This window comes from Streptomyces sp. NRRL F-6492 (assembly GCF_001280125.1).
GTDB lineage: Bacteria > Actinomycetota > Actinomycetes > Streptomycetales > Streptomycetaceae > Streptomyces.
In genome coordinates this window covers 1-18,198 of record NZ_LGEG01000243.1, presented here as the reverse complement: position 1 = coordinate 18,198, position 18,198 = coordinate 1, and the positions used below count along the sequence as shown (strand labels likewise).

Annotated in this window: 18 protein-coding genes and 2 pseudogenes; 13 read left to right on the top strand and 7 right to left on the bottom strand. The window is 74.7% G+C overall.

Features of this window, described 5'->3' with window-relative positions:
- Positions 1 to 282: 282 nt before the first annotated feature.
- Positions 283 to 1,032, top strand: a complete 750-nt coding sequence (locus ADL08_RS25970) for a hypothetical protein (RefSeq protein ID WP_053647069.1) — start codon at positions 283 to 285, stop codon at positions 1,030 to 1,032.
- A gap of 78 nt (positions 1,033 to 1,110) precedes the next feature.
- Here ADL08_RS25970 and ADL08_RS25965 read toward each other — a convergent pair whose 3' ends face one another.
- Positions 1,111 to 1,650: a GNAT family N-acetyltransferase gene (locus ADL08_RS25965; RefSeq protein WP_053647067.1), complete on the bottom strand. Its 540-nt coding sequence runs from the start codon at positions 1,648 to 1,650 to the stop codon at positions 1,111 to 1,113.
- Positions 1,651 to 1,827: 177 nt separating this feature from the next.
- Entirely contained in the window at positions 1,828 to 2,166 is a 339-nt protein-coding gene (locus ADL08_RS25960) for a thioredoxin family protein (RefSeq protein ID WP_053647064.1), read from the bottom strand.
- A 115-nt stretch (positions 2,167 to 2,281) separates the two neighbouring features.
- Between ADL08_RS25960 and ADL08_RS25955 the strand changes: the two genes are divergently transcribed.
- On the top strand, positions 2,282 to 2,899 hold the full coding sequence (locus ADL08_RS25955; protein ID WP_234352254.1) for a GNAT family N-acetyltransferase: 618 nt from the start codon (positions 2,282 to 2,284) through the stop codon (positions 2,897 to 2,899).
- On the opposite strand, the gene ADL08_RS25950 is transcribed toward ADL08_RS25955, so the two are convergent.
- On the bottom strand, positions 2,865 to 3,803 hold the full coding sequence (locus ADL08_RS25950) for a GlxA family transcriptional regulator (protein ID WP_053647063.1): 939 nt from the start codon (positions 3,801 to 3,803) through the stop codon (positions 2,865 to 2,867). The two genes, ADL08_RS25955 and ADL08_RS25950, sit on opposite strands and share 35 nt — an antisense overlap.
- Before the next feature lie 196 nt (positions 3,804 to 3,999).
- Between ADL08_RS25950 and ADL08_RS25945 the strand changes: the two genes are divergently transcribed.
- The 9 genes from ADL08_RS25945 (at position 4,000) to ADL08_RS25905 (ending at position 13,789) form a co-directional block, all read left to right on the top strand.
- Complete coding sequence (locus ADL08_RS25945; protein WP_053647060.1) at positions 4,000 to 4,695, top strand: DJ-1/PfpI family protein; 696 nt, start codon at positions 4,000 to 4,002, stop codon at positions 4,693 to 4,695.
- 54 nt (positions 4,696 to 4,749) lie between these two features.
- The gene (locus ADL08_RS25940; RefSeq protein ID WP_053647058.1) at positions 4,750 to 5,067 is read left to right on the top strand and encodes a hypothetical protein; all 318 of its coding nucleotides are present in this window, start codon (positions 4,750 to 4,752) and stop codon (positions 5,065 to 5,067) included.
- A complete protein-coding gene (locus tag ADL08_RS25935) occupies positions 5,064 to 5,531 on the top strand; it encodes a DUF2269 family protein (protein WP_053647056.1) in 468 nt (155 codons plus the stop codon). Before ADL08_RS25940 ends, ADL08_RS25935 begins: the two co-directional genes overlap by 4 nt.
- Positions 5,532 to 5,606: 75 nt before the next feature.
- The gene (locus ADL08_RS25930) at positions 5,607 to 6,110 is read left to right on the top strand and encodes a GNAT family N-acetyltransferase (RefSeq protein ID WP_053647054.1); all 504 of its coding nucleotides are present in this window, start codon (positions 5,607 to 5,609) and stop codon (positions 6,108 to 6,110) included.
- Between the two features lie 260 nt (positions 6,111 to 6,370).
- A complete protein-coding gene (locus tag ADL08_RS25925; RefSeq protein ID WP_053647050.1) occupies positions 6,371 to 6,874 on the top strand; it encodes a hypothetical protein in 504 nt (167 codons plus the stop codon).
- A complete protein-coding gene (locus tag ADL08_RS25920; RefSeq protein WP_053647048.1) occupies positions 6,874 to 8,268 on the top strand; it encodes a hypothetical protein in 1,395 nt (464 codons plus the stop codon). The genes ADL08_RS25925 and ADL08_RS25920 overlap by 1 nt, the downstream gene beginning before the upstream one ends.
- Positions 8,265 to 9,662, top strand: a complete 1,398-nt coding sequence (locus ADL08_RS25915; RefSeq protein ID WP_053647046.1) for a VWA domain-containing protein — start codon at positions 8,265 to 8,267, stop codon at positions 9,660 to 9,662. The genes ADL08_RS25920 and ADL08_RS25915 overlap by 4 nt, the downstream gene beginning before the upstream one ends.
- Positions 9,663 to 9,770: 108 nt before the next feature.
- Positions 9,771 to 10,892 (top strand): ATP-binding protein, encoded by a 1,122-nt coding sequence (locus ADL08_RS25910; RefSeq protein WP_053647044.1) that lies wholly within the window; start codon positions 9,771 to 9,773, stop codon positions 10,890 to 10,892.
- Positions 10,889 to 13,789 carry a DUF5682 family protein gene (locus ADL08_RS25905; RefSeq protein ID WP_053647041.1) on the top strand — a complete coding sequence of 967 codons (2,901 nt, stop codon included), beginning with the start codon at positions 10,889 to 10,891 and terminating at the stop codon, positions 13,787 to 13,789. The genes ADL08_RS25910 and ADL08_RS25905 overlap by 4 nt, the downstream gene beginning before the upstream one ends.
- On the opposite strand, the pseudogene ADL08_RS39255 reads toward ADL08_RS25905, so the two are convergent.
- A pseudogene (locus ADL08_RS39255) lies at positions 13,779 to 14,363 on the bottom strand (ATP-binding protein); the annotation flags it as partial. The gene ADL08_RS25905 and the pseudogene ADL08_RS39255 overlap by 11 nt on opposite strands.
- A 2-nt stretch (positions 14,364 to 14,365) precedes the next feature.
- On the opposite strand from ADL08_RS39255, the pseudogene ADL08_RS35925 reads away from it, so the two are divergent.
- Both ADL08_RS35925 and ADL08_RS25890 read left to right on the top strand, forming a co-directional pair.
- Positions 14,366 to 14,868 (top strand): annotated as a pseudogene (locus tag ADL08_RS35925) (ABC transporter permease); the annotation flags it as partial.
- A 103-nt stretch (positions 14,869 to 14,971) separates the two neighbouring features.
- Positions 14,972 to 15,469: a hypothetical protein gene (locus tag ADL08_RS25890; RefSeq protein ID WP_053647035.1), complete on the top strand. Its 498-nt coding sequence runs from the start codon at positions 14,972 to 14,974 to the stop codon at positions 15,467 to 15,469.
- 24 nt (positions 15,470 to 15,493) lie between these two features.
- On the opposite strand, the gene thpR is transcribed toward ADL08_RS25890, so the two are convergent.
- From thpR to ADL08_RS38420, 3 genes are all read right to left on the bottom strand, one after another.
- Positions 15,494 to 16,120 carry an RNA 2',3'-cyclic phosphodiesterase gene (thpR, locus tag ADL08_RS25885; protein WP_053647106.1) on the bottom strand — a complete coding sequence of 209 codons (627 nt, stop codon included), beginning with the start codon at positions 16,118 to 16,120 and terminating at the stop codon, positions 15,494 to 15,496.
- 171 nt (positions 16,121 to 16,291) lie between these two features.
- The gene (locus ADL08_RS25880; RefSeq protein WP_053647033.1) at positions 16,292 to 17,719 is read right to left on the bottom strand and encodes a choice-of-anchor A family protein; all 1,428 of its coding nucleotides are present in this window, start codon (positions 17,717 to 17,719) and stop codon (positions 16,292 to 16,294) included.
- A gap of 53 nt (positions 17,720 to 17,772) precedes the next feature.
- On the bottom strand, positions 17,773 to 18,198 hold a 426-nt coding region (locus ADL08_RS38420; RefSeq protein ID WP_234352253.1), incomplete at its 5' end, for a peptidoglycan-binding domain-containing protein.

The window sequence follows — 18,198 nt, the reverse complement described above, 5'->3', positions numbered from 1 at the left end:
GCGTGCGGACGCGTGGCGGCTGCCGTACGGGTTACACGCGAGGACCGTACGTGGAGGTCAAGGGGCTCGGGGCGGGGGGAGGTTGGCCGGGCGGGGAGGGGGCCCGGCGTATGCGGACTCGGACACGGATCTGGATGCCGGTCCGGACACGTACTCGGACCGCGTGGCCGGAAACGATGTCCTGATTATTTCCGTTCTTTTCTGAAAAGACGGGTACGTGAGGCCGCACAGCAATCGAACCGGGTGAAGCGGAACTACATGTTCCGCAGGGAAGGGGACACCATGGCCGCACGTATCCTGAGGAAGAACGCCGTTCTCGCCGCGGCGCTGGTCTGCGTGGGTGCCACCGCTCTCGCCGGCTGCGGCGACGGCGACTCGGACGAGGCCTTCGCCGGGCAGAGCGCCGACGCCATCGCGGCCGAGGCCGTGAAGGCGACCCGCGACGCCGACTCCGTACGGATCACCGGCACTTCGAAGGCACAGGACGCGCCCGCGGCCGTGAAGACGGAGTTCCAGGTCGACGAGAAGGACAACTGTCTCGGCACCCTGTCGATGAACGACGCGAAGGCCGACATCCGGCAGGCCGGCCAGAACGTCTACGTCCGGGGCAACGAGCGGTTCTGGCAGAACGCCCTGCAGGGCCGGCCCGGCACGGACACGGCCATCGACCGGCTCCAGGGCAAGTGGGTCAAGAGCGAGCCCGGCGACAAGTCCACCCGGGGCATGTGCGACAAGCAGACCCTCCTGGCCGCCATGGACAGCGACAAGTCCGAGCGCGACGGCATGCGGCGCGGTGCCACCACCGAGGTCGACGGCAAGGACGCCCTGACCCTCACCAAGCAGCGGGCCGACGGCGAGAAACTGACCCTGTACGTCGCCACCGAGGGCGACCCCTACATCCTCAAGGCCGTCTCCGAGGGCGGCAAGCAGCCCAGCGAGACGCTGTTCAGCGACTACAACGAGAAGGTCGAGGTGGAACAGCCGTCGGCCGGCGAGGTGGTCGACCCCGGGACCGTCACCACGAGCGGCTGACCACGCTCCGGCCGGAGCGATCCCGCCCCGGCCGAACCGGCGCCCCGAAAACGCGCGCCCCTTCCCCCGGCGCACGGATCAGAGCGGCGCGAGGAGCATGAGGATCTCGTCGCGGTCGTCGTCCGCCGCGAGCCGGAGGGCGCCGGGCCACCGGCCGACCTCCCTCCAGCCGAGCCGTCCGTAGAAGTCCTCCAGACCGAGGCCGTCCCGGACGGCGAGACGCAGTTGTTCCAGGCCCATCTCCTCCCTCGCCACCCCGCGCGCCTCCTCCATGAGGGCGCGCCCGATCCCACGGCCGCGTACGGCCGTGCGGGTCTGCACGTGGTGGACGGTGCCCCAGTGCGCGACCAGTTCGAACGGGTCGCGGCGGACGACGAGCCAGCCCGCGAGTTCCCCGTCCACGGTCGCCGTGAGCAGCCGGTCGGTGCCGGGGGAGAGGCGCTCGGCGACGCGGTCGAGGGCCGGGGCCACCGCGGCGGTGTCGACGGGCGGGAACGGGAATCCGGCGGCGCCGCCCGCGTTGGTGACCTCGACCCAGCACTCGACCAGGGTGCGCCGGACGCGCGGGGTGACGTCGTCCGGAGAGGTGAACTGCCGGAAGGCGGGTGCGGCGGTCATCCCGCGATCATCGCACTTGCCTCCGGCGCGCCGGGAAGCGGTCGCGCCGGCCCGGCCGGGTGCTCCTCAGGAGGGCAGGGCGATGCCCCGGTAGGCGCGGGTTCTCCGGCGGGGCTGCCCGGGTGGGGAAGGGGGACCTGGCCGGCCCCCTCGCGCACCCGGCGGAGGCACCGGGACTCAGAGGTGGCCGGCCAGGAGGTTCCGTACCTCGGCGGTGGTCATGGGGCCCGTGCCGTGCGCCACCGCCTCTCCCTCCTTCAGCAGGACGCAGGACGGGGCTCCGGTCACCCCGTACCGCCCGGTCGCGGCCGGGCAGCGCGTCATGTCGGTGCGGACGACCGTCAGGCGGCCCGCGTACGCGTCGGCGATGCCGCCGACGACGAGGTCCATCGCCCGGCAGGCCTCGACGGCCTTGGGCCACGTCCCGATGAAGTACGCGAGGACCGGGACTCCGCTCATCCCGAGGATGAAATCGAACTCCGCGTCCTCGCGGGGCTGGTGGACCCGCTTCGCCATGCAAGCTCCTGACCTCGTGTTCCGTTCTTCCACCCCCATCATCCCCCGTGCGGCGCGGCGGGCCGGACGGCTTCGACCGCACGCCGTTCGGCGGGTGTGCGGTGGGCTGCCCGCCGTGCCCGGACCGCTGACCGCCGCCTGGCCGCCCGCCCCGATCGGGACCGCGCGGCTCGTGCTCCGCGCCTCCGAGGCCCGGGACCGCGCGGCCTTCGTCGAGTTGTTCGCGTCGCCGGAGGCGGGCGCCCACATCGGCGGACTCCGGCCGCGCGACGAACTCGAACGCGCGATGCCCGAGGTGCCCGGGCGGCGCCCCGGCCTTTTCGTGGTCGACCTCGACGGAGCGATGGTCGGCGTGATCACGCTCGACCGGCGCGACGCGGAACGCCCGGGTGCCGGAGCAGTCGAACTCGGCTCCGTGCTCCTGCCGGAGACGTGGGGACGCGGATACGCCGCCGAGGCGTGCGCGGCGGTGCTCGACCGGTTCGCCGGGGCGCTCCCCGGCGAACCGGTGGTGATCCGCACCCGGACCGTCGACGACCGCGCGGTGCGCCCCGCGGCGAAACCGGGGTGCACCGGGGTGGAGCGGTTCGAGGAGTACGGCGCCGAGCACTGGTCCGGCGCGTGGTCCCCGGCCGGCCGAACCCGTTCGGCGGCGCGGCTCCACCGGACCCCCGACCGGTCGGCCCCGGACCGCCGGCTCAGCCGAAGGTGCGCCGGTAGGTCTGCGGACTGACGCCGGTGGTGCGTTTGAAGCGGTCGCGGAACGTGGTGGGCGAGCCGAACCCGACCTGGCCGCCGATGCGTTCCACGGAGTGCTCCGTGGTTTCCAGCAGGTGCTGCGCCTGACGGATGCGGGCCCGGTGGAGCCACTGGAGCGGAGTGGTGCCGGTCTGGTCGCGGAACCGCCGGATCAGGGTCCGGGTGCTGGTCCCGGCCCGCGCGGCGATGTCGGCCAGGGTGAGGTCGCGGCCCAGGTTCTCCCGCAGCCAGGTGAGCAGCGCCTCCAGTTCGGAGCCCTGCGGCGCGGGGGCGTGGTCGTGGACGATGAACTGCGCCTGACCGCCCTCGCGTTCGAGCGGCATCACCGACAGGCGGGCGGCGTCCGCGGCGACCGCCGACCCGTAGTCCCGGCGGATCATGTGCAGGCACAGGTCCAGGCCCGCGGCCGCGCCGGCCGAGGTGAGGAGCCGGCCGTTGTCGACGTAGAGGACGTCCGGATCGACCTCGACGCCCGGGTGGAGTGCGGCCAGCAGCCCGGCCGCCTGCCAGTGCGTGGTGACGCGCAGCCCGTCGAGGAGCCCGGTGGCGGCCAGGGGGAAGGTGCCCACGCAGAGGGAGGCGATCCGGGTGCCGTCGGCGGCGGCCGACCGCAGCGCGTCGCGTACGGCGGGGGAGAGCGGGGCCGTGGGGTCGGCGACGCCCGGCACGATGACGGTGTCCGCGTCCCGCAGGCCCTCCAGGCCCCAGGGGGCCCGCAGGGCGAAGGCTCCGGCGTCGACCTCGTCGCGCTCGGCGCACACCCGGACCTGGTAGCCGGGCCGCCCGTCGGGCAGACGGGTCCGCGAGAAGACCTCGATCGGGGTGGACAGGTCGAACGGGATCACCCGGTCCAACGCGAGAACGGCGACTGTGTGCATGGCCAGAACCTATCTCCTCGCCGTACTGCGGATCCGGGACCGCAGACGGACATTCCCATGTCACCGTACCTCCCAGGCTCTCGCAGGCCCTTGGCGATTTCCCGTTGAAAGCTGTCACTCCTGCCACTGGGCGACCGGGTCGGCGGACGGTTGACTTCGACGCGTCGGAGAGAACGCGACCCCGGAGGAACGTCCCGTGCACATCCAGATCGTCCTGTTCGACGGTTTCGACCCGCTCGATGTCGTCGCCCCCTACGAGGTGCTGTACGCCGGTGGCGTGGCGTCGGGCGGCGCGGTGACCGTCGAGCTGGTCTCCGCGGAGGGCCCCCGCGAGGTGATCAGCGGCACCGGAGGGCTGGCGCTGCGGGCCGTCGGCGCCCTCGACCCGGAGCGGTCGGACGTGGTCCTGGTGCCCGGAGCCTCGGGCCGCGTGGGCGAGCCCGGCGAGGTCCCGGAGGAAGAGGTGGGCGCCGGCGGGCGCGAGTGGCGGCGGGACGAGTTCGTTCCGGTGCTGCTGGGCCGCACGCTGACCACCGAACTCCCCGCACTCCTCACGCGGGCGATGGACGACCCGGACGTCACCGTCGCCGCCGTCTGCGGCGGCTCCCTCGTCCTGGCCATGGCGGGTCTGCTGGAGGGGCGTCACGCCACCACCCACCACCTGGGCCTGGACATGCTGGACGCCACCGGCGCCCACGCGGTCCGCGCCCGGGTCGTCGACGACGGCGACCTGGTCACCGGCGCCGGTGTCACCTCCGGGCTCGACCTGGGCCTGTACCTCCTCGAACGCGAGCTGGGCCCCCGCGTCGCCCACGCCGTCGAGGAGCTGTTCGCCCACGAGCGGCGCGGCACCGTCTGGAGCGCCCGGGGCCCGGCCCCCGCCACCCTCTGAACCCCCTCACCCCCTCACCCCCTCCCGCGTCACACCGTCAGGAAAGGCATCGGCATGTCCGTCGAAGGCACCTGGAACCTGTCCGTCTCCACCCCCGTCGGCACGATGAAGGCCGTGCTCGAACTCCGTGTGCAGGACACCGTCCTCACCGGCGTCGCCCGCGGAGCCGGCGAGGAGGTACCGCTGGGCGACCTCGCCCTCGACGGCGACCGGCTCACCTGGAAGCAGTCCGTCACCAAGCCCATGCGGCTGAACCTGGCGTTCGACGTGACGGTCGACGGCGACACCCTCCGGGGGACCTCCAGGGCCGGCCGCCTTCCGGCCTCGAAGGTGACCGGCGAGCGCCGGACCGCCCCGGAGCGCCGGGCATGACCAAGCTGCTCCTGACCCTGCACGTCCTGGCCGCCATCGTCGCCGTGGGCCCGGTCACCGTCGCCGCGAGCATGTTCCCCGCGACGCTGCGCCGCGCCCTCGGCGACCCCGGTGACGGCGACGCCCGGACGACCCTGCGCACACTGCACCGCATCTGCCGGGTCTACGCCTGCGTCGGCGTCGCCGTCCCCGTCTTCGGCCTCGCCACGGCCAACAGCCTCGGCGTCCTCGGCGACGCCTGGCTGATCACCTCGATCCTGCTGACCGCGGCCGCCGCCGGCGTCCTGGCCCTGCTCGTCCTGCCCGCCCAGGACCGCGCCCTGACCGGGACGGCGGGTCCCACCGCGCCGCCGACCCCCGTGAACCCGGGCCGACTGGCCGCGCTCACCGGCGTCTTCAACCTGCTGTGGGCCACCGTCACCGTCCTGATGATCGTCCGCCCCGGCTCCACGACGGGGGCGTGACCACGCACGCCCGTACTCCGCCCCGAATCCGCCCCGGCCCCGGTCCGTGATCGTCCGTGGGGCAGAGTGAGGGGCATGACTCCGTACAAGACGATGGCGTACCACCTGGAGACCGAACGCCTGACACTGCGGCCGTGGGCCGAGTCGGACGCCGCCGAGTTCAGCGCCCTCCTCTCCGAACGCGGCAACGGAACACCCCCGGTCGAGCGCGTCCGGGCTGCCGTCGCGGAGCTGCTCGCCGCGACGGAGAGGACGGGCATCGCCCTGCTGCCCGTCCGGCGCCGCGACGAGGGCGACTTCATCGGCTACTGCGGGCTGATCATCGGCCGCACCACCCTGGAGGAGCCGGAGATCGCGTACGAGCTGTTCCAGCGCGCGCACGGACACGGCTACGCCACCGAGGCGGCGTGCGCCGTCCTCGACGCCGCCGTCGCGACCGGGCGCAAGCGCCTCTGGTCGACCGTCGGCACCTGGAACACGCCGTCGCTGCGCGTCCTGGAGAAGCTCGGGTTCGAACGGGACCGCGTCTCCACGGAGGAGAACGGCGAAGTGGCCTGGCTCACGCGCGCGTTGCCGTAGCGCGCCCCGGCGGCCCCACCGGCCGCCGGGCCCCGCTCGCCGTCGCGCGGACACCGAAGCGGTCACGCTGCTCCCCGAGGCCCACGGCCCGAACTCCCCGCCGCGCAGACGCGCGAAGACTCTCCCGAAGCACCCCGAAGACCCGCCCGGGCCCCCACGACGACGAAGCCCGGAGCCGTTGTCAGTGGCCGGGGATAGGTTCGTCGACGTTCCGCCGGACGGGCGTGAACACCCCCTTCGACGTGCATGGGAGAGGTACGTTGCCGGTCTGGGAGAGGTCGAGTACGACGCGGGTGGTACCGCCCGCGCGACCGCGGAAACTCGCCAAGGTGCCGTTCGTCGAGCTGGCCGACGGACGGTTGCAGGGCGTCGTGTCCAGCGGATCCGACATCGGACGCGTGTACGTGTCCTCGATCACCGCCGGGACGTACGCGTTCGCGTGCAGCACCAACAACAACCGCCCCTGCGGCGGCGCCCGCGGCACGTTCTGCAACCACCTCCGCGCGCTCGTCGGCGAGGCCGTCCTCCAGTACGGCGCCGGACGCGTCGCCCGCTACCTGAAGGCCGACACGCCCGGCACGGAGCCCGACGCCCCCGCGCTCGTCTCGGCGATGACCGCCACGCGCCCCGCGCAGGGCGACACCTCGGCCGCCGCCCCGGTCTTCAGCCGGTTCCTGCGGCACCTGGCCTACCTCGAACTGGAACCGACCACCCTGCCGGTGCCCGAGATGCACTGGTTCCCGCCGACCAGGACGGTGGCCTGATGCGTACGGACCTGCTCGGCGATCCCCTCGACGGCCTCGACGAGGCCCTGGACGCCGTCGACGCCTTCGACCGGGTGCTCGTCGCCGGACTGCTCCGCCCCGGCCCCGAACAGGCCGACGGACTCGCCGCCCTCGTGGACGCCGTCGCCGGCACACCGCTGGCGACGCGGGTCGCCGAGGCGGCCGACGAGGCCGCGGCCGGTGCCGCCGGAGAGGACCACTTCGTCGCGCTCGCCGCCGCCCGCACCGCCCTCATGGGCTCCGCGCACGACGCCCTGACGGCCCGCGTCGCGGACGCCACCGGCCGTCCGTCCGCCGGGCCGACGCCCCCGGGCGCCGCGGGGGAGGAGCCCGCCGCGCACGTGCTCGCCGCCGCCCGCGCCTGGCTGTGCGACCTCGCCCGCGCCGGCTGGCGGGGCATCGACCACGACCTCGTCGGTGGCGCCGCGCCCGTCGTCTCCGCCCTGCTCCCGGACCCGTCGCTGCGCCGGCAGGCCACGCTCCTCGACGGATTCGCGGCCGAACTCGCCGCCTCCTGCCCGGGAGTCACCCTGGACCGCGTCCCGGTGCGCCGCTGGGCCGACCTGTGGTCGCGCGCCCTGCTCCTCACCCTGCCCGGCGCCGACCGCGCCACCGCCGTCTCCACCGCGACCGGCCGCCTCCTGCCGCTCGGCGTCGACCTCCAGGAGCACGCGACCGCCGTACAGGCCCAGGTCCACGCCGTGTTCGAGCCCGCCGACGGCACCGCGCCCCGCCTGGTCCGGGCCGCGGTGTCCGCGCCCAAACCGGACACCGTCGTCGGCGCCGGCCCGTGGCAGCTGCTCCGGCCCCGCATGTCGCTGCTCGCCGCCGCGGGCGAGGGCCGCTCCATGGAGCTCGACGCCATGCCCGTCACCGCCGGGGGCGACCTCCTCTGGGACGACGGGCGGGCCCGTACGGGAGAGCCCGCCGACCCCTTCGCCACGGCCCGGGTGATCCTCTCCACCGCGACCGACCCGGTGACCGCCCCACTGGACCGCCACCCGTCCCGCATCGCCGTCCCCGTCCTCCTGGAGGGATACGCGGCGGAGCACCCGGACGGCGGAACGCCCGCCCTCACGGTCGCGGGACACCGGCTGGCCGTCGACACCGACCGGATTCCGGCCGCCGGCCCGCTCACCCCGGAAGCGGTCCTCGCGTCCCGCGCGTGCCTGGGGCTGCTCCGCTGGGACGCCGGGGAGTTCGTCATCCAGCCGCTCGCCGTCGAGACGACCGTCCGGAAGAAGACCGTCGCCGTCCACGCGGGCGCGTGGGCCGGAGGCACCGCCGACAAGACCGGGGCCCGCGCGGAGAAGGCGGCCACGGACGCGGTCGCCGTCCTGCGCGAACGAGCCGGAAAGCTGCTGCGCACATGACCGACCCCACTTGGACGGACCTCACCGGGACCGACCCGACCAGCACGGACCCCACCGGGACCGGCCCCGTTCCCGATTCCCACGACAACCGTCGCCAGGTCGTCTACTGGCGTCTGCTCGCCCGGCTCTTCGACCCCGAGGAGCAGCCCGCCCTGGAGTCGGCGAGCCTCGCCGTCGTCGAGGACATCGGTCTGCCGCCGGCCCTGCTCGATCCGGGCACCTCCGTCGACTCCGTCGTCCAGCGCCACCCGGAACTGGCCGACGCGTTCGACGGCCTGATGACCCCGGAGGCCGAACCGGACGGGACGCGCGACCGGGCCGCCGAGGTCCGGCGCGCCGCCCTCGCCTCGAAGCTCCTGCTCAACGTCTTCTCCACCGGCTCGGGCGCCGTGTCCGCCGGGCAGCTGGCCCGCTGGCAGTCGGACGCCGGATGGCTGGAGCGCGCGCTCGGCTGCCCGCCCGGCGGGCTGCGCGGCGGCAGGGCCGCCGGACCGGCCGCCGGCGGCCTCGGACCCGAACTCGGCGCCGTCGAGGCCGACCTCGTGAGCCGCATGCGCCTGCGCGAGGTCCTCGCGGACCCGAAGCTGGCCGCCCGGCTCATCCCCAGCATGTCCCTGATCGAGCAGCTGCTCCGAGACAAGGGCAACCTCTCCGGCGACGCCCTCGCCAACGCCAAGTCCCTCATCCGGCGTTACGTCGACGAGGTCGCCGAAGTCCTCCGCACCCAGGTGGAGAAGGCCACCGTCGGCGAGCTGGACCGCTCCGTCCCGCCCAAGCGGGTCTTCCGCAACCTGGACCTCGACCGCACCATCTGGAAGAACCTCACCAACTGGAGCCCCGAGGAGGAGCGGCTGTACGTCGACCGCCTCCACTACCGGCACACGACCCGCAGGACCACGCCCCAGCGGCTGATCGTGGTCGTGGACCAGTCCGGTTCCATGGTCGACTCGATGGTCAACTGCACCATCCTCGCCTCGATCTTCGCCGGGCTCCCCAAGGTGGACGTCCACCTCGTCGCGTACGACACCCGCGCGATCGACCTCACCCCCTGGGTGCGCGACCCGTTCGACGTGCTCCTGCGCACCAACCTCGGCGGCGGCAACGACGGGCCCGTGGCGATGGCCATGGCCCGGCCGAAGATCGCCGAACCGAAGAACACCGTCATGGTCTGGATCTCCGACTTCTACGAGTTCGACCGCTCGCAGCCGCTGTTCGAGGGCATCGAGGCGGTCCACCGCTCCGGCGTGCGGTTCCTCCCCGTCGGTTCGGTGACCAGCTCGGGACGGCAGGAGGTCAACCCCTGGTTCCGGGAGCGGTTCAAGGCGCTCGGCACCCCGGTGATCTCCGGCCACGTCGACAAGCTCGTGCACGAGCTCAAGACCTTCCTCACCTGAGGACCCGAGAACCCGAGAACCCGCGGGCCCCAAGACCCGCAGGCCCCGAGATCCGCAGACCTCAAGACCCGCAGGCCCCAAGACCCGAGAACCCGAAAGGCCCTCCGCATGTCCGACCTGCTCCGCGCTCCCGCCGAGATCAAGTACGCCGAGGAACTCGACTGGCTGGAGTCGATCGACGACGACCCCAAGCCGTTCTCCTGGCGCCTGTCCCCGAAGATGGTCCGCCTGTTCGTCCTGGGTTCCGAGCGCGCCGACGGACTGGACCGCGAGGTGGCGCAGAAGTGGTTCGGCGACCGCAGCTTCGTCGAGCGCTCCATCGTCACCCTCGCCTCCGACCGCGGCCTCCTCCTCATCGGCGACCCCGGCACCGGCAAGAGCTGGCTCGCGGAACTCCTCGCCGCCGCCATCAGCCGCAACTCCACCCAGGTGGTCCAGGGCACGGCCGGCACCACCGAGGACCACATCAAGTACTCCTGGAACGTCTCCATGGTCATCGCCAAGGGGCAGTCCCGCGAGTCGATGATCCCCTCGCCGATCATGACCGCCATGGAGACCGGCACCATCGGCCGCTTCGAGGAGCTGACCCGCTCCACCAGCGACGTCCAGGACGCCCTCATCTCGATCCTCTCCGAGAAGTACGTCTCCGTCCCCGAACTCGACGGCGCCGACGGCGGGAACATCGTCTTCGCCAAGCCCGGCTTCTCCGTCATCGCCACCGCCAACAGCCGCGACCGGGGCGTCAACGACCTCTCCTCCGCGCTCAAGCGCCGGTTCAACTTCGTCCGCATCCCGGTCGTGACGAACAAGAAGAGCGAGGCCGAGATCGTCCGCTTCCGCACCGAGGAGCTGCTGCGCCGCCACCGCATCGAGCTGGACGTGCCGCCCACCCTCCTCGACGTCCTCCTCCGGAGCTTCGCCGACCTGCGCGCCTCCGCCGCCGCGGCCGGCGGCGACGACGAGAAGCTGGAGTCCGCGCTCTCCACCGCCGAACAGATCGGCGTCCTGGAGGACTCGATCCTGCACGGCAACTTCTTCGGCGAGCGCGCCCTGACCGCCCGCACCCTCGCCGCCTCGCTCGTCGGCACCCTCGCCCGCCGCGAGCCCGAGGACCTCGCCATCCTCAACAAGTACCTCCACGGCGTCGTCGAGCCCCGGGGCAAGGAGGAGGGCGGGCCCTGGCCCGAGTTCCTGGAGGGCGGCCGCGAAGCGATCGCGAAGCTGGCATGAGCACGGCCCCCGAGAGCCGCACGGCCCCCGGCGCCGGGACGGACACCGCCCGCGCCTTCGCCCCGCTGCGCGGACAACTGCAGACCGCCGCCGAGGAGTTCGCGGGCGGACCGGACGCCCTGGAGGACATCCTCCTCGGCATGGTCGACGACGTCGACCGGGCGGTCCGCGAACCGCTGGAGATCTTCCCCGTCTGCCACCACTCGCCCGCCTCCGCCCTCGCCATGGCCCGTCGGCTGCGCGAGAAGCGGCCCAGGGTCGTCTATCTGGAGCTGTGCGAGGACATGGCCCCGCTCCTGACCGAGCTGCGCAACTGCCGGCTGCCGGTCGCGGTGCAGGCGTTCGCGAGCGACATCGACGGCTTCCCGCCCGACTGGGCCCCGCTGTCCGTCGTCGCCCCGATCACGGAGGCCTCCGCCGAGTACCAGGCCGTCGCGTACGCCCTCGACACCCCCGGCGTGGAACTCGTCCTCGTCGACCGCTCCTCCGACCACGTCTTCCAGTGGGACACCCGCCGGCCGGCCGGCGACGACGTCCCCGAGGACGGGACCGAGGCCGAGCCCGGGTCGGGGGCCGCGCTGCACGGCGAGGCCGTCGGCGTCGAGATCGGGGACCTGCGCCCGCGCTTCGCCGAACTGGAGGAGCACCTGCTGCGCCACGGCAAGGTGCGGCACTGGTCGGAGTGGTGGCACCAGTACGTCGAGGTCCCCCTCGGCGACGGCGACCACGACACCTACCGCCAGGTCATGTTCCTCATCGGCAGCCTCTTCCGGCGGCTCGCCCCCGGCGACGGGGACCGCGTCCGCGTCGACGAGGACCGCGAGCGGTACATGTGGACCCGGATGCGCGAGCACCTGGCCGCGACCGGCACCGACCCGGCGGACTGCCTGTACGTCTGCGGCGCCTTCCACGCCGCCAGCCGCGTCGAGGAGTTCGGCGTGCACGGCGCCGACGGCTTCGAGATCCCCCGGCGCACCGCCACGACCTGGCAGTACGGGCTGATCCCGTCCAGTCACGCGGCCGTCGAGGCGCAGTTCGGCCTCGCCTCCGGCTCCGTGTCGATCGCCGCGGCGCAGTGGACGAAGAACCTCGGGCGCACCCGCGTGGAGCCGTACCGCCTGGCGGGTCAGGCCGGCACGAGGAAGACCCCGGCGAAGAAGTCGGCGGCGAAGAAGTCGGCGGCGCCCGCCGCGAACCCCGTCCCGGACCCGGCGACCGCCGAGGACCGGCTCTCCGGCTTCCTCCAGCGGCCGCCCGCCCTCGACGCCCTGGACGAGGCCGAACTGCTCGGCTGGTCCGTGGACGTCGTCCGCGCCGCCCGCCGCAGCGGCTACCTCGCCTCCACCGCCGACGCCATCGCCGTCTTCGAGACCTCGATCCTGCTCGCCGGGATGCGGGACCGGGCCAAGCCCACCCCGTACGACTTCCAGGACGCGGCGGTCACCTGCATCGAGAAGGACACCGTGCCCGGGCGGCGGGACGTCCGCGGGATCGTCGAGAGCATGATGGGCGGCGACCGGATCGGCCGGGTCGGCTACGAGGCGCTGCCGCCCCTCGCCCGCGACGTGCACGACCGGCTCGCCCCGCTGGAGCTCGACCTCCAGCAGCGGGGTGTGCGACGGGCCCTGCTCGACACGGCCTCCCGGCCGGAACTGCGGGCCTGCTCCGACGTGCTGTGGATGCTGCGCCGCCTGATGCCCCACGGCGCGGCCCGCCCGATCACGGGGGAGCGGCGGCTGGGCGAGCGGTCCGTCCAGGAGTCCTGGGACCTCGCCCTCGGCACCCACCAGCGGGCCCTCATCGAGCTGGGCTACGAGGGCGTCAGCCTCGAACAGGTCCTGGAGCAGCGCCTGCGCCGCACCGCCCACGGGGCACGGGCGACGGCGGCGGAGGTCCTCGCGGCCGTCGAGGACGCCACCCTGTACCTCGGCGGCCGGCGGCTCGCCGACGAGCTGGGCGCCCGCGCCCTGGAGGTCCTGTCGGGCGAGCGCACGGTCGACGGAGCCCCCGAGGTGCTGCGCCGGGTGCGCGGCCTCCTCGTGTACTACCGCACCGCCGAACCGGCGCTGCCCCCGTGGATCGAGTCCTTCGTCCGCGCCGGGTACGCGCACTACTGCACCCTGCTGCCGACGGCCTTCCGGGACGAGGACGCGACGGTGGGACAGGTGGCGGCCATGCTGGGCTTCCTGTTCGGCATGGAGGGCCTGGCCCTGTCCCTGGGCTGCGACAGGACCCAGCTGGAACTGGCCGTCGCCCAGTCGCACCCGAAGGACCCGGCGAAGACGGCGCTGCTCTGGGCGGCGCAGGTGCGGCTCGGCACCCTCTCCCGGGAGGAACTGCGGGCCCGCTGCGACGAACTGCTCGCCAGCCCGCTGGTCGTGCCCTCCTACCCGCGCTACCTCAGCGGCTTCGTGCACGCCCTCGAACCGGTGCCCGGCCTCGCGGACGTCGTGGTGGAGGCCGTGTCGAACGCCTTCGGGCGGCTGCCGGACGCCGTCCTGCTGCCCTGGCTGCCGGTCCTCGTCACGACCCTCCGCTCGACCGCCGCGGACCTCGCCCCGCTGCTCATCCGCGAGGCGGGACGGACCTTCCCGGCCCGGCTCCCCGCCCTGGACGCCTGGATCCCGCCGTGGCGCCGGCCCCCGGCCCCGCCCCGCACCACCCCGGCGGCCACCGCCGTCCCGCGCGGCGCGTCGCTCCTGTCCGCCCACCCGGCGACCTGTGACGCGCTGGCGGAGCTCCTGGGCTGCGACGAGGAGTGGGCCCCGGCCGGCGGACCGCCCCCGGGCACGGCCGGCGCCGCGCTCCTGTCCGCCCACCCGGACACCTGCGACGCCCTGGCGCGGCTCCTGGGCCGCGACGAGCCGCGGGCCCCGGCCGGTCTCCTCACCCCGTGAGGAAGTCCGCGCACCGGTGGGGTCCCACCGCCGGGCCCCCGGCCGGGCGCAGGGTGACCTCGACGTCCTCGGCGCGCGCCGCCGGCTCCAGGACGGACCGGGCGCGGGCCGGCGCGCACACCAGCCGGCCCGTGGCCTGGTCGCGCCCGTTCCCCGTGTAGGGGTCCTCCAGGCGCGCCGTGCCCCGGGTGCCCGAGCCCGTCACCGGGTAGCCGCCCAGCTCCCGCACGAGCGTGCCGAGCCCGCCGCCCCGTCCGCTGTCGTCGGCCGTGCCCCGGGCACGGGACGCGTCCGCCTTGTAGAACCGGTCGAAGACCCGCTCCCGGACCTCCGGGGGCGGCCCGGGGCCGTGGTCGGCGACCTCCAGCACCCCCCACGCGCCGTCCGCCCCGGTCCGCGTCCCGGGGGTCACGGTGACCGGCGGGGCGCCGTGCCGCAGCGCGTTGCCCACCAGGTTCGCGACGATCACGTCGACCCGGCGCCGGTCGACCACCGCCCGTACGCCCTCGTCGAGCCGGGTCCGCACCCGGTCCGTCCAGCCCCGCAGCGCCAGGGAGGCCCGTACGGTGTCGGCGGAAGCCGATCGAACTGGCCCCCACCCCGGACCGGGTGGCCCTGGCCGGATTCCCCGCCGCCGAACGCCACTTCGGCTTCGACGGGCATCCCACCACCGTCCTCGAACGGTCCACGGACGCGTCGGTGGAGGACGTGCGGGCGGTCCTGGCCCGCGCCCTCAGGCCCGCGCCCTCGGGCCCGGGGACGAGGCGGGCGTCAAGGTCTCCCGCCCCTCGGACGCGCTCGCCGCCAGGGCCGCGGCCGACGAGGGCCTGACGACCCTGGTGCTCGGCACCGAGTCGCTGCTGCTCTCGGCGCTCGGCGCTCGGGGGACGACGGGCTCGCTCCTGGGCGCGGCGGCGGCGTACGGCTTCGCCCGGTTCCAGGGGTGGACGCCGGTGGTCCCGCCCCGGTCCCTGGCGGGAGGACTGGCCGCCACCCTCCTGATCGGTGTGATCGCGGGCCTCTACCCGGCGTTCCGCGCCGCCCGTCTCCACCCGACGGTGGCCCTGAACGCGACGTGAGCCGGTCCCAAGACCCGTTCGCCCGAGGGGTCCGGTTCACTCGTCACGGTGATACGGGCCGCGCCGCCTCCCCGTCCCGTACGGGCTCGGGCAGCGTGGCCCCATGCACGCCCGCCGCACCGCGTACCTCCTGACCGCCGCGTTCCTCACGGCCGGCTGCGTGGCCGTCCCGCACGGCCCCGCGCCGGGCCCGCCGGACCGCCCCGCCGCCCTCGACCCGGCCGCCGAACGCGCCCCCTCGCCGCTGCCGACCTGGCCGGCGCCCACGCAGGCGGCCCCGCGCGAGACGCTCGCCACCACGGAGCCCCGGCCCGAACCGGCCCGGGCGCGGGGGGAGAAGAGGGAGAGGGAGAGGGCGGAGGGACCGCAGAGGCCGAAGAGTCCGAAGGAGTCGAAGAAGTCCAAGGAGAAGAAGAGGACGGGGAAGAACCGGGCGCGAGCCGTCCCCCACCCCCCGAAGAAGAAGCCCCTCCGGACCCGAAGCCGCCCGTCCACCGTCACCGCGGGGCAGCCCGAGCTGCGCCGGCTCTGCCGGCAGGCCGAACAGATCGACGCCCCCATGGGAGCGGCCGACCTCTGCCGCGGAATGTACGGCCCTTGAGCGGGCGCGCCGGGGCGGACGGGTTCAGGTCCCGCCGAAGGGCCAGGACTCGATGTCGCGGTAGCGGATCGGCCCCGGGCCCCGGCCGTAGTCGCTGCCGACCAGGTGCAGCCGCCCGGCCAGCCACCGGCGCCCGGTGAACCCGGCGAGCCCCGAGGCGGCCTCCACCACGGAGGCCGGATCGTCGCGGCGGGCGCGGGCCAGCGTCAGGTGCGGGCGCAGCGGCCGGTCCTCGAAGGGGATCCCGCACTCCCCGACCACGGCGCGCACCTCGGCCGCGAGCCCGTGCAGTCCTTCCAGGTCCCCGTCGATCCCGCTCCACAGCACCCGGTCGTCGAAGTGCCCGCCGCCGCGCAGCGACAGCGCGACCGGCCGGCGCGAGGCCGCGAGGTCCGCGAGCGGCGGCCGCAGGGGCGGAACGGTCGCGACCGGGAGTTCGCCGAGGAACGCCAGCGTGATGTGCCAGTCCTGGATGCGGTTCCACCGCATGCGCGGGTACGCCTCGTAGGCCGGGCCCAGTGCCTCGGCCAGCTCGTCCTTCGCGTCGTCGGGCGGCGCGAGCGCGATGAACACGCGCACGGTCGCGGACCGCTCCCGCCCGTCCCCGCCGGACTCGGCGGACCGCGTCCTCCGCCCGGGCCCCTCGCCCATCTTCCGTTCCCCGCTCGTCGTGCGTCCGGCCGTGTCCCGCAGGACCGGGACGGAGCGCCGCTCCGGGGCGAGGGTACGCGGCCGGGGCGCCGCGACCGGCACCGGCACCGGTCGGTGCCGTCGTCGGCTGACGGGGAACCGCCCGCCGACGACGACACCGGCGTCGCCGGGTCAGTGCCGGCCGAGGGCCCGGCGGCGGCGGGTGAGCACCAGGATCCCGGCGCCGGCGGCGCCGAGGACTCCGGCCGCCACCGCGTACGGGGTGAACTGCGCTCCCGTGGTCGCGAGCGAGCCGTCACCGGTGCCGGTGGCGGACGGCGAGGGGGCGGTCGTGCCGGGCGCGGCCGGGGCGGAGGCGTCCTCCGTGGGCGGCGCGGAGGGCTCGGAGGTGCCCGGCGCCGTCGTCCCCGGCGCGGCGGGGGTGGTGCCCTCGCCGGTGGGGGGCGTGGTGGAGGGCGCCGGCCCGGAGGGCTCGGTCCCGGGCTGCGTGGACGTCGGCGTCGGTGCGGGCGTGGTGCCCGGCGTCGGCTTGCAGGCGAACGTCGAGGAGCCGTTCCAGGGGTAGTTGTGGGTCTCGTTGCCCGAGCCGTGGGTCCGCAGGTCCCCGCCGACGTAGACACGGCCGTTCGTGCTGGCCGTCAGGTCGGCGGACGCCTCGGGCGCGAGGATCGAGCCCATGAAGTTCCCGCCGCCGCCGAGGGTGATCGACGGGGACGCCTCGAAGTTGTAGAGGATCCGGGACGCGGCCTCGCCGAAGCGCGCGGAGTCGTAGGCGTCCACGCGGTCGCCGTTGAAGCCGACGGACAGCGGGGAGACGCCGACCGGCCGGTCACCCGTCACGTTCACCACGACCGAGGCCCCGTCGGGGATCGCCCGGAAGTCGAAGGACGAGGCGCCGTCGAGCTCCCCGGCGGAGATCTCGAACACCTGCGGGCCGGTGGAGCCGGCGCCCTTGAAGGAGACGGTGTCGCCCGAGCGCTCGCTGGTGCCGGTGGGCTTCAGCGCGCCCAGGGACGTCGACTCGCCCCGTATGGTGTCGCCGAAGGCGTCGTACGGGGCGAGGGCGGCCCGCGCGCCCAGGTCGGAGGCGCGGCTGCCGCCGTTCGTCTCCAGGTCGCCCTTGTCGTCGATCTTCCCGCCGACGCGGACCGCGCCGCCGTAGCGGGGGCCGGCCGTGAGACCGTGGCCGACGTCGACCCGGGTGCCCCGGGCGATCGTCAGGTTCCCGCCCACGGAGAGCATGACCGCTCCGGAGTCGGGGAGGATGCCGGAACCGGCGCCGACGCGGCCCACGTTGAAGGTGCCGCCGGACGCCTTGGCGAAGGTGGCGTTCCCGCCGATGACGAGCAGGCCCTCGGCCTCGGCGGTGGCGCCGTCGGCGGTGTAGTCGCCGCCTGCGTAGAGGGCCACGTTGGCGTCGAGGAACCGCGGCTCGTGACCGATCCGGGGTTCCTGGCCGGGAGCCGGGCAGGTCCGGGCGGTTCCCGGGGCGGGAGCCTGGGGCGCGGCCAGGGCGTTGCCCGCGCCGGTGACGCCGAGGACGAGCGCGACGGCCACGGCGCTGCTCAGCCGCGTGCGTGCTCTTCCGGTGTAGCTCATGTGCGTGAACCTTTCTTGGTTTCCTGTGAGGGGGTGGGTGGACGGGGATGGGCTCAGTCGGTCTCGGTCCGCAGGACGGCGCGGGTGAGGGGGCCGTAGACCCCGTCCTCCTGAGGGATGTTCCGCGCCACCTGGTAGCGGCGCAGGGCCGTCTCCACGGACTCGCCGAAGACGCCGTCGGCCGGGCCGGGATAGAGCTGGAGCTGCTGGAGCCGCCGCTGGAGGTCGACGACTTCGGGGCCGGTGCTTCCCCGCCCCACCCCGTCCCGTCCGCTCCCGTCCCACCCGTCCCAGCCGTCCCCGTCCCCGCCCCGGTCGTCTCCGTCCCGTCCGCCCTCGTCCCGGTCGGGACGCGAGGGGCGGTGGCGGCGGTCCGACGGCGAGGGCGTGGGCGCCGGAGCGCTCGCGGCGCCCGGGGAGGCCGTGGCGCCCGCGGAGCCCGCGTCCGTGGGGGAGGCGGGGGGGGGGGCGGGGGGGGG

Bases quoted from the DNA above. Each gene is read 5' to 3' on its own strand.
- ADL08_RS25970 (WP_053647069.1), top strand. From the start codon at position 283: ATGGCCGCACGTATCCTGAGGAAGAACGCCGTTCTCGCCGCGGCGCTG.
- ADL08_RS25920 (WP_053647048.1), top strand. From the start codon at position 6,874: ATGCGTACGGACCTGCTCGGCGATCCCCTCGACGGCCTCGACGAGGCC.
- ADL08_RS25905 (WP_053647041.1), top strand. From the start codon at position 10,889: ATGAGCACGGCCCCCGAGAGCCGCACGGCCCCCGGCGCCGGGACGGAC.
- ADL08_RS25935 (WP_053647056.1), top strand. From the start codon at position 5,064: ATGACCAAGCTGCTCCTGACCCTGCACGTCCTGGCCGCCATCGTCGCC.
- ADL08_RS25915 (WP_053647046.1), top strand. From the start codon at position 8,265: ATGACCGACCCCACTTGGACGGACCTCACCGGGACCGACCCGACCAGC.
- thpR (WP_053647106.1), bottom strand. From the start codon at position 16,120: ATGGGCGAGGGGCCCGGGCGGAGGACGCGGTCCGCCGAGTCCGGCGGG.
- ADL08_RS25940 (WP_053647058.1), top strand. From the start codon at position 4,750: ATGTCCGTCGAAGGCACCTGGAACCTGTCCGTCTCCACCCCCGTCGGC.
- ADL08_RS25880 (WP_053647033.1), bottom strand. From the start codon at position 17,719: ATGAGCTACACCGGAAGAGCACGCACGCGGCTGAGCAGCGCCGTGGCC.
- ADL08_RS25910 (WP_053647044.1), top strand. From the start codon at position 9,771: ATGTCCGACCTGCTCCGCGCTCCCGCCGAGATCAAGTACGCCGAGGAA.
- ADL08_RS25890 (WP_053647035.1), top strand. From the start codon at position 14,972: ATGCACGCCCGCCGCACCGCGTACCTCCTGACCGCCGCGTTCCTCACG.
- ADL08_RS25965 (WP_053647067.1), bottom strand. From the start codon at position 1,650: ATGACCGCCGCACCCGCCTTCCGGCAGTTCACCTCTCCGGACGACGTC.
- ADL08_RS25960 (WP_053647064.1), bottom strand. From the start codon at position 2,166: ATGGCGAAGCGGGTCCACCAGCCCCGCGAGGACGCGGAGTTCGATTTC.
- ADL08_RS25950 (WP_053647063.1), bottom strand. From the start codon at position 3,803: ATGCACACAGTCGCCGTTCTCGCGTTGGACCGGGTGATCCCGTTCGAC.
- ADL08_RS25930 (WP_053647054.1), top strand. From the start codon at position 5,607: ATGACTCCGTACAAGACGATGGCGTACCACCTGGAGACCGAACGCCTG.